Origin of the sequence: Pseudomonas azerbaijanoccidentalis, from assembly GCF_019145495.1 — a bacterium.
Lineage (GTDB): Bacteria > Pseudomonadota > Gammaproteobacteria > Pseudomonadales > Pseudomonadaceae > Aquipseudomonas > Aquipseudomonas azerbaijanoccidentalis.
The window spans coordinates 163,418-175,655 of sequence record NZ_JAHSTU010000008.1 but is presented as its reverse complement, the minus strand read 5'-3'; the positions used below and the strand labels follow the sequence as shown (position 1 = coordinate 175,655).

Sequence of the window (12,238 nt, the reverse complement as noted above, 5' to 3'; positions counted from 1 at the left end):
CGGCCTTTTTGTTGCTCCTGTAAAAAGGAGGGCTTGCGGTCGGATCGGGTGATCCACGACACTGTCCGACCTGCATCAAGCACTTATTTCGTTGTGGAGGCTGCCGTCATGGCCCACGAACTCTATACCCGTACCAATCAGAAAATTTACTTCGCCGGCTTGTCGCTGGAAGCTCTTGCCAAGGCAGAAGAGGGGCGGGCAATGAACTCCCTGGCGCTGATTCAGGCGGGGCGCGAATCGGCGTTGTTTCACCTGTACGGGGCGCTGTTGGGGTTGTGCCATGAGATTGCCGGTTTCTATCGCTTGCCTCAGGCCAATGCGTCCCGGGCCGAGTCGTTACTGACTCGCGAAGTCCTGGACAGTATCGCCATTCCTGAAATGGCTGAGATGGTTGAGCTGGCCAACAATCCGGAAACCTGGCTGGCCAAGCTGCTGGCAGCCCACGCAGCGCTGTTTCAACCGCCACGCGCGCCACACAAACCAAAGGGCGATGTGACTCAGCCTTTGATCCTGGCAGTGAATCTCGACGAAGAAGAAGCACCTGATGAACTGAGTCGTGAGGAGCTGGAGAGCTGGCGTCAGAATCTCAAGGGATTGGCGATCCGCTTTCGCGAAGGCCTGAACGAATGCTGACAGAAACAGTTTTGGGCTGGCATCTGGTCAAGATCCCGAGCGAAGCCTGGCTGATGCCTATATAATCCCCGCCTTTCGTGGAGAACAGACCTTTATGCCAACGTCCTTTCTAGAAATTGTCGAGTTACCAGACGGCCGTATCGAGCTGCGAAGGGCTGAGGACGAGGGTTCTCTGGTTACTTTGGATTTCTCCGAGGACGCCAAAGCGTTCCTGCAAGGCCAACACGTTGAAGTCGCCAAGGCGATGTTGAGTGTCGGCGTTCAGATGGCGGGGCGCCTGGTTGAAGGTGAACTCGACAAGGAAGAGGGCTCGCGGGTCCTTCACTGATCCCGTCTGTCGGTTTTTCCAGTACCGATTCATATCGGCTTCTCTGTCCTTGGAGAAGCTAGGCGCGACATAAAGTGTGCGCCTCCTGCGCGTTAACCCAGTCGAATATTCAAGCTTTGCGCGTCCCCGGTTCGGGCGGCGCTGATCAGCTGTTGTCTCGACGTTGTACTCAGCGGGTTCAGCCAGCTGACAACCGTATGACTGCGACCAAGACGAAGGGCTTCGCAGGTCAGTTGCTGGGCACTCTGGCTGCCCCGTGGTTGCAACAGCAGGATGCGTTCGCGGTTGAGTCCGGCGTCTCGCAACCAGGCCTGGGTCAGGCTGGCAGGCGGGGCGATCAGCGTCAGCCAGCGGGCATCCTGATCCTGGCTCAACTCCCTGAGAATCGGTGCCAGAAGGTTCAGGCAGTTCCCGGCTGCACCACGCAGAGACAATTCACTGAAGACTTCGGGTTCGGCGCTCCACGGCGACTCGACCACTTCTTTCAGAATTGGAGCCATCGGCTGCGCCATGAACGCTTCGAACAGCAGAGGCAATTGGGCTTGCTGTGATGTGTGTGGGAACTGCATAAAGCCTCCTTTAGCGGCGAATGACGCCGACACTCAAGCCTTCGATCACCAGATCCTGATCTTTAAGGTTCACTTCGATAGGGGCAAACTCTGGGTTTTCTGCAATCAGCCAGACCTTGCTGCCATCTCGCTTGAAGCGCTTGACGGTCACTTCGTCGCCGATCCGTGCCACCACGATCTGGCCGTTACGGGCTTCGCGGGTGGTGTGGACTGCCAGCAGGTCGCCGTCGAAAATGCCCACGTCTTTCATGCTCATGCCATGAACCCGCAGCAGATAATCAGCGCGAGGGTGGAAGAAAGCCGGATTGATGTTGCAGGATTCTTCAACGTGTTGCTGGGCAAGGATTGGCGCACCGGCTGCAACCCGGCCAATGATTGGCAGGGTGGAGTCATCGGCCTTGGCTTCGAAGCCGGGAATGCGAATTCCGCGGGAGGCACCGGGAGTCATCTCGATGGCGCCTTTGCGAGCCAGCGCCTTGAGGTGTTCTTCCGCTGCGTTGGGCGACTTGAAACCCAGTTCCTGAGCGATTTCCGCGCGGGTCGGCGGGTAGCCGTTGTCTTCCAGGCAGCGTTTGATGAAGGCCAGAATCTCGGCTTGGCGTGGCGTCAGCTTTAGCATATTGATCGCTCTGTCTTTTTATACAGTGACTGGGATTATATACAGTGAAACGGTCTTGGCAATGCCCCTTTTTTTGTCGACTGCCAGACGGTCGATCAGCCTGTTGATTGAAGCTGCGCGGTTGTATGGTTAAATGTCTGACCGACCATTCCCAAAACGAACCGCCAGGCTTGACAACGCACAGGCTGAAACGTATGTTTCAAACAAGTGTTTGTCAGGCGGAGTAGCCATGGCCCAGTCGGAAACCGTTGAACGCATTCTTGATGCTGCCGAGCAGTTGTTCGCGGAAAAAGGTTTCGCTGAAACCTCATTGCGTCTGATCACCAGCAAGGCCGGTGTCAATCTGGCGGCGGTGAACTATCACTTCGGCTCGAAGAAGGCGCTGATCCAGGCGGTCTTCTCGCGATTCCTCGGGCCGTTCTGCATCAGCCTTGATAAAGAGCTTGAGCGCCGTCAGGCCAAGCCTGAAAACAAGCCGACGCTTGAAGAGCTGCTGGAAATCCTCGTTGAGCAAGCCCTGGTGGTCCAGCCACGCAGCGGCAATGATCTGTCCATCTTCATGCGGTTGCTGGGTCTGGCGTTCAGTCAGAGCCAGGGGCATTTGCGTCGTTATCTGGAAGACATGTACGGCAAGGTGTTCCGCCGCTACATGATGCTGGTCAACGAAGCTGCGCCACGTATCCCGCCTATCGAGCTGTTCTGGCGTGTGCACTTCATGTTGGGTGCAGCAGCGTTCAGCATGTCCGGTATCAAGGCGTTGCGCGCCATTGCCGAGACCGATTTCGGAGTGAACACCTCCATCGAGCAAGTCATGCGACTGATGGTGCCGTTCCTGGCCGCTGGCATGCGAGCCGAGTCCGGTGTCACCGACACGGCCATGGCTACCGCGCAGTTGCGTCCACGTAGCAAATCGACACCGGTTGCCGCCAAGGTTTAACCGCTCACGGGTGGGCGCGGCAGCTTACATCCGCTAAGCTAGCCGCCCATGCCGACTCTCGTTCTGAACCCGCTCCCAATCAATGTCGCCGATCTGCCGGGCACTGCCCATGGTGGCGATTTGGCGCGAGCCGGGTTTATCGTTATCAAGGAATCTCTATGACTGCTGGCCTGCAAGGCTCGTTGATGGTGGACGTCGCCGGTACCTGGCTGACGGCTGAAGATCGCCAATTGTTGCGTCAGCCCGAAGTGGGTGGCCTGATCATTTTTGCGCGTAATATCGAGCACCCGCGTCAGGTGCGTGAACTGAGCGCATCGATCCGTGCCATTCGCCCCGATTTGCTGCTTGCAGTGGACCAAGAGGGCGGGCGGGTTCAGCGGCTGCGTCAGGGGTTCGTGCGCCTGCCCGCGATGCGCGCCGTTGCCGATAACCCGAATGCCGAATACCTGGCCGAGCAGTGCGGCTGGATCATGGCCACCGAAGTGCTTGCAGTCGGCCTGGACCTGAGCTTCGCGCCGGTGCTGGATCTCGATTACCAGCGCAGCGCCGTGGTCGGCACCCGTTCGTTTGAGGGTGATCCTGAGCGCGCAGCCTTGCTGGCCGGCGCATTCATTCGTGGCATGAACAGCGCTGGCATGGCCGCCACCGGCAAGCATTTCCCGGGACACGGTTGGGCCGAGGCGGATTCGCACGTCGCGATCCCCAATGACGAGCGCAGCCTCGAAGAGATCCGCGCCAAGGACCTGGTGCCGTTCGCCAAGCTGAGCAAGCAACTGGCGGCGATCATGCCGGCCCACGTTATTTATCCGCAGGTTGATTCCCAGCCGGCAGGTTTTTCTCGGCGTTGGCTGCAGGACATCCTGCGCGGTGAGTTGCAGTTCGACGGTGTGATTTTCAGCGATGACCTGTCCATGGCCGGTGCCCACGTGGTTGGCGATGCCGCCAGCCGCATCGAAGCCGCGCTGACGGCGGGCTGCGACATGGGCCTGGTGTGTAACGATCGTGCCGCCGCTGAGCTGGCCTTGAGCGCTGCGCAACGCCTGAAGGTCACGCCTTCGGCCCGCATCGCGCGGATGCGTGGTCAGTCGTTTGCCAGTACCGATTACCGTCAGGACCCGCGCTGGCTGACTGCCGTCGGCGCGCTCAAAGAAGCTCAATTGATTGATTAAGGACTGTTCGTTATGACGGTTTACGCGATTATCGGTGGTACCGGACTGACTCAGCTCGAAGGCCTGAGTATCCGCCAATCCCTGGCGGTGGACACACCTTACGGAGCGCCTTCCGCCGAGGTGCAGATCGGTGAATACGCCGGCAAGGAAGTGCTTTTTCTCGCACGCCATGGGCATCCGCATCGTTTCCCGCCGCATCAGGTGAATTACCGCGCCAATCTCTGGGCGCTGAAGCAGGCCGGTGCCGAAGCGATTCTCGCGGTCAATGCCGTGGGCGGAATTCATGCCGCGATGGGGACCGGACATTTCTGTGTGCCGCATCAGCTGATTGACTACACCAGCGGTCGCGAACACACCTACTTTGCCGATGACCTGGAGCAGGTCACGCATATCGATTTCAGCTACCCGTATAGCGAACCGCTGCGTCAGCAATTGATCGCGGCACTGGCAGCTGAAGGCGTCGGCTACAGCAGTCATGGCGTGTATGCCTGCACACAAGGCCCGCGCCTGGAAACCGTGGCCGAGATCGCGCGTCTGGAGCGTGACGGTTGCGACATCGTCGGCATGACCGGGATGCCGGAAGCGGCGTTGGCCCGTGAGTTGGAGCTGGATTACGCCTGTCTGGCGTTGGTGGTAAACCCGGCGGCGGGCAAGTCGACGGCGGTGATTACCATGGCCGAGATCGAGCAGGCGCTGCATGACGGGATGGGCAAAGTGAAGTCGACGCTGGCGCGGGTGCTCAAGGGCTGAGTCAGGCTACATCACCGAGTTGGCCCTATCGCTGGCAAGCCAGCTCCCACAGGTCTTGAGTCGATCACAGAATTCGTGATCAATACCGAACCTGTGGGAGCGTGGCTTGCCCGCGATGCGATTTGTCTGGCTCCACACATCTCAGCGCTTCTCCAACTTATCCGGCAACGGCGCAAACAGCGCCTCGATATCATCGTTCTGCAGTTTCCAGTCCCCGGCCTGACGCCCATCCAGCACGCCGGCTGCCAGATCTGACTTTTCCTTCTGCAGGTGCTGAATTTTCTCTTCCACCGTGCCGCGAGCAATCAGCTTGTAGACGAACACCGGCTTCTCTTGACCGATGCGGTACGCGCGGTCAGTCGCCTGGTTCTCCGTCGCCGGGTTCCACCAGGGATCGTAGTGGATCACGGTGTCTGCTTCCGTCAGGTTCAGGCCAACACCACCTGCTTTCAGGCTGATCAGAAAAATCTGACGCTTGCCGCTCTGAAAATCCTTCACGGGGGTGCGTCGGTCGCGAGTCTGTCCCGTCAACAAGGCGTAAGCCACGCCGCGTTTTTTCAGTTCGTCTTCGATGAGCGCCAACATCGAAGTGAACTGCGAGAACAGCAGAATCCTGCGGCCTTCTTCAAACAACTCTTCGAGCATTTCCATCAGGCTGTCGAGCTTGCCTGATGTACTGCCGCGAACCGGCAGGGTGGCGTCGTTGACCAGACGTAAATCACAGCACACCTGGCGCAGCTTCAGCAGCGCTTCAAGAATGATGATCTGGCTGCGAGCCACGCCTTTGCGGGTGATCTCGTCGCGGACTTTCTTGTCCATGGCCAGGCGCATGGTTTCGTACATGTCGCGCTGGGCTTCGTTGAGTTCGACCCAGTGGATGATTTCGGTTTTCGGCGGCAACTCGGTCGCTACCTGCTCCTTCGTCCGGCGCAAAAGGAAGGGTTTGATCCGACCGTTGAGGTGCTGAAGTCTTACTTCGCTGGTGCGTTTTTCAATCGGCACGCGGTAATCGCGGTTGAAGCTTTTCACATCGCCGAGCCAGCCCGGCAGCAAAAAGTGAAACAGCGACCACAACTCGCCCAGGTGGTTTTCCAGGGGCGTGCCGCTCAGGCACAAGCGCTGACGGGCATTCAGTTCGCGGGCGGCCTGGGCGGCCTTGCTGTTGGGGTTCTTGATGTACTGCGCTTCGTCCAGCACCAGTACGTGCAACGGCTGCGCCGCGAGGCGTTCGACATCCTTGGGCAGCAGCGCGTAGGTGGTCAGGATCAGATCGTAATCCGCCAGGTGTTCGAAGTGCTTTTTCCGGCTGGCGCCGTACAGCGCCAATACCTTGAGTTGCGGCGTGAAATGCGCCGCTTCGTCGAGCCAGTTGGGAATCAGGCTGGTTGGCATCACCACCATGCACGGGCGGTCAAGGCGCCCGGCAATTTTCTCGGTGAGCACATGCGACAGGGTTTGCAGGGTTTTACCCAGGCCCATGTCGTCCGCGAGGATCCCGCCAACTTCCAGTTGCCGTAACGACTGCATCCAGCTCAAGCCTTCGAGCTGGTAGGGACGCAGCGTTGCGTTCAGGCCCTCCGGCGCGGTTGCGGTGTAATCCTTGATATCGCGCAGGCGCTGGGCAAAGGTGCGGATCTGCTCGCCACCCTCCCAGAGCAGTGGCAGGTCTTCCAGTGGATTCAGGCGCGTTGCATCGGCCTTGCTCAGGCGCAATGTGGTTTCACCGGGCTCTTGCAGATAGAACTCGCCGAGCGTGGCCAGCACCGGTTTCAGACGGCCGAAGGGCAGGGCCACTTGCAGGGGGCCGTACTCCGAGTTCGGTCGGTTTGGAATGTTCACCAGGATCAGTTCGTCGTCGCGACGTCGGGCCAGGCGCTCCGGATTGAGCAGTTCGGTGTGCGAGCGCATCAGGTTCAACAGGATCGGCAGCAGGCTCAGCCGCTCGCCGTTGACGATGATGCCCAATTCGAGATCGAACCAGTCGCGCTCCGGCGCTTGCTCGACTGTGGCGTACCAATCGTCCACGGCTGTCAGGTCGAAGCCGAAGTCCTCGTTGATCTGCAGCTCCCAGCCTTGGGTTCGCAGTTTCGGCAGTTCGTTGAGGGTGAACGTCAACCAGGCGCTGTCGTTGACCATCTCGAACAGCTCGCCGGCGCTTTCCGGCAGGGCTTTGCTTTGCCGGGTGGCGATTTTGAAACCGAGGATGCGCAACTGTTCGCGGTAGGATTGTTCCACTTCCGGATGGCGTTTTATCCGTAAGGTCTGTGTTTCCTGTCGAATCAGGATGTCAGAGTTTTTCTGACCGGAAACGTACTCATCCAGATAGCTGAAGGACAGCGCGGCGCGGTGTTGAATGTAGCGCTGCATTCGCCCGTTGCGCGGTTCGAAGGCGCTGAACTCGATGCTCGCCAGCCACAGGCGCGGCACCGGTTGCACGTTGTCCACCATGACTTGCGGCGGAGCTTTTGGGTTGCGGTTCTCCAATACGGCCTGAAGTTTTTCCAGCAGTTCGGCGTCTTTGGCAGCCGCGGGGTAGTCGAGGGTTTCCTGCACTTGTAACAGGACCGCCGCGCAATGTTTGCAGTTGCTGTGAACCGGGCAGGAACAAGTCGCATCGACCATCAGCAAGGTGCCTTTGGCTGACTCGCGCAAGCGAATGGTCTGACGGTAAACGTTACCGCCAGAGCCTTCGCAAGCCGCGATGATCGTAGCGTCGCCGGCCTCGACGATCCTGACGCGATTCTCCAGTGCGTAGCGGCGGCCACGCTCCAGGCTCTGTTCCTTGAATCGGCTGACCCAGGAAGGTGCAAGGGGTTTGCTCAGGGTCGCTGACATGGGGGCGTCAATCAGTCAGGGACGACTTCAGGGGCTTCCCGGGGAGCGGGCGCCGTCAATGAAGTGATCTTGATCAGCAGGCCGAGGTGGCCATTGTCGAGGAAATTCAACTGGCCGTTTTTGGTGTGGCTTTCCTGTTTCAGGCGTTCGCTGGCAGTCACGGTGCCATTGGCATCGAACTGATTGACCCAGAAATCGGCGTCGACGTCGGTAAAGCGTCCCAGCTTCATGCTCAGTGTGCCCTCGATCGGGAACTGACCATACTGCTCCTTGCCGTCGCTGATCGCCACTTTGCTGGCATTTTCACCGAGGGTCTGTTGCCAGGCTTTGTGCAGCAACACGGTGTAGTCGGCGCTGCTGGTAAGCTTTTCTACTTCGCCATTCAGGCTTGGCGTGCGCAGGCTGTCGGGGCTGATGGGCTGCGCGCCGGCATTCCAGTCTTCCGGTGCGGCACGGCTGACAATCGCAGGCACGGCGTTCTGCCGCACCAGAATCATTTCTACCTGATACAGATCATCGGCAAATACCGATGGGGCGACCAACGTCATCAACAAGGTCAGTGAGCGAAACAGGCGCATGCGGCGTCCTTCAAGCAGTTTTCGGAATGAGGCGCTCGAACAGCGCCTCTACAGTATTAAAGCGCTCTTCCGAGCGCTCCATCGGAACCTGGAATTTAAACATCGTGGCGCCTTCGAATTTGTAGCGTTTAGGCTGGCTCTGGATCAGTTTGATCAGGGTCAGCGGATCCACCGGTGTTTGCGCCGCGAACTCGATGCGTCCGCCTTGCGGGCCGCCATCGACTTTCTTGATGCCCAGCAACTCGGCCTGTAATTTCAGGGCGGTGATGCGCATCAGGTTCTTGGTCGGTTCCGGCAGCAAGCCGAAGCGGTCGATCATCTCCACCTGCAAATCCTTGAGGCCTTCCTCATCGGTGGCCGAGGCAATGCGCTTGTAGAGAATCAGCCTGGCGTGAACGTCCGGCAGATAGTCTTCGGGAATCAACGCCGGTACGCGCAAGTTGACTTCCGGGCCACCGCCCAAAGGCTGATCGAGGTTTGGCTGTTCGCCCTTGCGGATCGACTTCACCGCGCGCTCAAGCATTTCCATGTACAGCGTGAAGCCGACGGCCTGGATCTGGCCGCTCTGGCCATCGCCGAGCAATTCACCGGCGCCACGGATTTCCAGGTCGTTGGTGGCGAGCACGAAGCCCGCGCCGAGGTCCTGGGTGTTGGCAATCGCTTCGAGGCGCTTTTCCGCGTCCGTGGTTATTTGCTGGCGCGGAGGCGTCAGCAGGTAGGCGTAAGCCTGGTGGTGACTGCGCCCGACCCGGCCGCGCAACTGGTGCAGCTGCGCCAGGCCGAACTTGTCGGCGCGCTCGATGATGATGGTGTTGGCGCTCGGCACGTCGATGCCGGTCTCGATGATGGTCGAGGCGATCAGTACGTTGAAACGCTTGTGATAGAAGTCGCTCATCACCTGTTCGAGTTCGCGCTCACGCATCTGCCCGTGGCCGATGCCGATCCGCGCTTCCGGGACCAGTTCAGCCAGATCGGCGGCGCATTTCTCGATGGTCTTCACGTCGTTGTGCAGGTAATAGACCTGGCCGCCACGCAGCAACTCACGCAGCAGGGCTTCCTTGACCGTGCTCTTGTTCTGCTCCATGACGAAGGTGCGCACCGACAGGCGACGGGCCGGCGGCGTGGCGATGATCGACAGGTCGCGCATGCCCGACACCGCCATGTTCAGCGTACGCGGGATCGGCGTGGCGGTCAGCGTAAGGATGTCGACTTCACTGCGCAGAGCCTTTAACTGCTCTTTCTGGCGCACCCCGAAACGGTGCTCTTCGTCGATGATCACCAGCCCGAGGTTTTTGATCTTCACGTCATCCTGCAGCAGCTTGTGCGTGCCGATGACGATGTCGATCTTGCCTTCCGCCAAGTCGGCAACGGCTGCGTTCACTTCCTTGGTCGACTTGAAGCGGCTCATCACTTCCACGGTTACCGGCCAGTCGGCGAAGCGGTCGCGGAAACTGTTGTAGTGCTGCTGGGCGAGCAGGGTGGTCGGCACCAGAATCGCTACCTGGCGACCGCCATGCACGGCGATGAACGCCGCGCGCATCGCCACTTCGGTCTTGCCGAAACCCACGTCGCCGCACACCAGTCGATCCATCGGTTTTGGCGCGAGCATGTCTTCGCGCACGGCTTCGATGGTGGTCTGCTGGTCGGGGGTTTCTTCGAACGGGAAGCCGGCGCTGAACGTGGCGTAGTCGGCTTTCGGGTCGGCAAAGGCATAGCCTTCGCGCGCGGCGCGGCGTGCATAGATGTCGAGCAACTCGGCAGCCACGTCACGCACCTGTTCGGCAGCTTTGCGCTTGGCTTTCTGCCAAGTCTCGGAGCCGAGGCGGTGCAGCGGGGCCAGGGCGTCGTCGCTGCCGGTGTAGCGCGCGATCAGATGCAGGTTGGCCACCGGCACGTAGAGCTTGGCGCCCTCGGCATACTCCAGGGCGAGAAATTCGGCGGCCTGGTTGTCGATCTCCAGCGTGGCGAGACCGAGGTAGCGACCGACACCGTGGTCGATGTGCACCACGGGCGCGCCTTCGCGCAGCTCGGTGAGGTTCTTGATGACGGCGTCGTTGTTGGCGTCGGCGCGTTTTTCGCGGCGACGGCGTTGCATCACGCGCTGACCAAACAGCGGGCTTTCAGCAACCAGCGCCAAGGCTGGATCATCCAGCAACAAACCTTCATCCAGCGGTGCGATGGTGATCGCCAGGCGTTCTTTGCCGGCGACGAAATCAGGCCAGCTGTCGACGGTTTTCGGCCGCAGCTTCAGGCGCTCCAGCAATTCCAGCAGTACTTCGCGACGGCCTGCGGATTCGGCGGTGAACAGCACCCGGCCGGGGAACTGGTCGAGGAAGTCCGCCAGCGCTGCCAGTGGTTGGGTGGCCTTGGCTTCGATCGCCAGATTGGGCAACTCACGCGCCGGGAAGCGCTCGCGACCGCCGCCGCTTTCTACATCCTGTTGGCTGGCCACCACGCGTGGCCAGCTTTTCAGGCGCGCGAAGCAGTCTTCCACCGGCAGGAACAGCTCGGCGGGCGGTAATAAAGGACGGGACGGGTCGACGCGGCGTTCTTCATAGCGATTGCGTACGTCATTCCAGAAGTTTTCCGCGGCTTGTTCGATGCCGGGCAACGAGAACACTTGCGTGTCCTGGGGCAGGTAATCGAACAGCGTCGAGGTTTCCTCGAAGAACAGCGGCAGGTAGTACTCGATGCCGGCCGGGGTAATCCCGCTGCTCAAGTCCTGGAAGATCGGGCAGCGACGGAAGTCGACGTCGAAGCGCTCGCGAAAACGCGCCTTGAAGCGGGTGACCGCTTCTTTTTGCAACGGGAATTCCTTGGCCGGCAACAGCTTGACCGAATCGACCTTGTCGATGGAGCGCTGGTTCTCGGGGTCGAAGGTGCGCAGGGTTTCGATTTCGTCGTCGAACAGGTCGATGCGGTACGGCAGCTTGCTGCCCATCGGGAACAAGTCGATCAGCGAACCGCGCACGGTGAACTCGCCGTGTTCGTACACCGTGTCGACATAGCGATAGCCAGTGGCTTCAAGCCGCGTGCGCATTTGCTCGACGTCGAGTTTTTGTCCGACATCCAGCACCAGGCTGCTGCCGAGCAGGAACTTGGTCGGCGCCAGGCGGTGCAGGGCGGTGGTGATCGGCACCACCAGCACGCCATGGCTCAATTCCGGTAGCCGATACAGGCTGGCGATACGCTGGGAAATGATGTCCTGGTGCGGCGAGAACAGGTCGTAGGGCAGGGTTTCCCAGTCGGGGAAATGCAGCACGGGCAAATCCGGGGCGAAGAAACCCAGCTCCTGTTCCAGCCGTTCGGCACTTTGGCTGTCGGCTGTAAGCAGCAGGGTAAAGCGCTTGGCAGCGCTGGCAGCCTCGGCGATGGCCAGGCTCAGGGCGGCACCGGGCAGGTTGCCCCAGTGCTGTTTACCTGCCGCGGCAGGGAGAATCGGTAGACGCAGAACGGGCACGGAAGGTTGAGCTCCAAGCGTTGCGACAAAGTCGGTAATTGTAGCGGTCCGGAGTGCCGCCTGTCAGTTGCTGACTGTGTCTATTACGCAGGTTTGGCGAAATGTAGTGGTAAAGATAAAAAACCGCTGTTTTTTACCTGAAAAAGCCGATTATGTAGTGGTAAAACGAACGAGTGTTACGGAGGGTTACGGATAAGGTAGCGATGTCTCCAAAAAATTGACTCTTCTGGAAGCCCCGGTTTTACTGGGCTTTAGCGAGGCGTAATTTTTTTGAACGAGAAATTGTTACGGATCGCACGACAGGCGCGCATTGCTACACGCGTCACTCGGCGGCATAATGTAGCCCCTTTTTTCTGCCCC

General features: G+C 59.7%; 10 protein-coding genes. 5 read left to right on the top strand and 5 right to left on the bottom strand.

The features are described from left to right. Nucleotides 1-108 precede the first annotated feature (108 nt). Both KVG88_RS23780 and KVG88_RS23775 read left to right on the top strand, forming a co-directional pair. Nucleotides 109-633, top strand: coding sequence for a DUF6586 family protein (locus tag KVG88_RS23780; protein WP_150701106.1), 525 nt, complete (start codon nucleotides 109-111; stop codon nucleotides 631-633). 94 nt (nucleotides 634-727) lie between these two features. Then, a complete protein-coding gene (locus tag KVG88_RS23775; protein ID WP_077047151.1) occupies nucleotides 728-961 on the top strand; it encodes a hypothetical protein in 234 nt (77 codons plus the stop codon). A 92-nt stretch (nucleotides 962-1,053) separates the two neighbouring features. Here the strand turns inward: KVG88_RS23775 and sulA are convergent, their stop codons facing one another. After that, nucleotides 1,054-1,530, bottom strand: coding sequence for an SOS-induced cell division inhibitor SulA (sulA, locus tag KVG88_RS23770; RefSeq protein ID WP_150701107.1), 477 nt, complete (start codon nucleotides 1,528-1,530; stop codon nucleotides 1,054-1,056). 10 nt (nucleotides 1,531-1,540) lie between these two features. Next, nucleotides 1,541-2,149, bottom strand: a complete 609-nt coding sequence (lexA, locus tag KVG88_RS23765; protein ID WP_150701108.1) for a transcriptional repressor LexA — start codon at nucleotides 2,147-2,149, stop codon at nucleotides 1,541-1,543. Between the two features lie 229 nt (nucleotides 2,150-2,378). On the opposite strand from lexA, the gene KVG88_RS23760 reads away from it, so the two are divergent. The 3 genes from KVG88_RS23760 to KVG88_RS23750 all read left to right on the top strand — a co-directional run bounded on the left by KVG88_RS23760 (nucleotide 2,379) and on the right by KVG88_RS23750 (nucleotide 5,005). Further along, entirely contained in the window at nucleotides 2,379-3,086 is a 708-nt protein-coding gene (locus tag KVG88_RS23760) for a TetR/AcrR family transcriptional regulator (protein WP_056857021.1), read from the top strand. A 170-nt stretch (nucleotides 3,087-3,256) separates the two neighbouring features. Then, a complete protein-coding gene (nagZ, locus tag KVG88_RS23755; RefSeq protein ID WP_191630445.1) occupies nucleotides 3,257-4,255 on the top strand; it encodes a beta-N-acetylhexosaminidase in 999 nt (332 codons plus the stop codon). Between the two features lie 12 nt (nucleotides 4,256-4,267). Continuing rightward, entirely contained in the window at nucleotides 4,268-5,005 is a 738-nt protein-coding gene (locus KVG88_RS23750; protein ID WP_007933168.1) for an S-methyl-5'-thioinosine phosphorylase, read from the top strand. A 141-nt stretch (nucleotides 5,006-5,146) separates the two neighbouring features. Here KVG88_RS23750 and KVG88_RS23745 read toward each other — a convergent pair whose 3' ends face one another. The 3 genes from KVG88_RS23745 to mfd are packed head-to-tail and all read right to left on the bottom strand — an operon-like array spanning nucleotide 5,147 to nucleotide 11,878. Then, entirely contained in the window at nucleotides 5,147-7,840 is a 2,694-nt protein-coding gene (locus KVG88_RS23745; RefSeq protein WP_150701110.1) for a DEAD/DEAH box helicase, read from the bottom strand. Between the two features lie 11 nt (nucleotides 7,841-7,851). After that, on the bottom strand, nucleotides 7,852-8,418 hold the full coding sequence (locus KVG88_RS23740) for a CsiV family protein (RefSeq protein WP_217872910.1): 567 nt from the start codon (nucleotides 8,416-8,418) through the stop codon (nucleotides 7,852-7,854). Between the two features lie 10 nt (nucleotides 8,419-8,428). After that, nucleotides 8,429-11,878, bottom strand: coding sequence for a transcription-repair coupling factor (gene mfd, locus KVG88_RS23735; RefSeq protein ID WP_217872909.1), 3,450 nt, complete (start codon nucleotides 11,876-11,878; stop codon nucleotides 8,429-8,431). Between the last annotated feature and the right edge of the window lie 360 nt (nucleotides 11,879-12,238).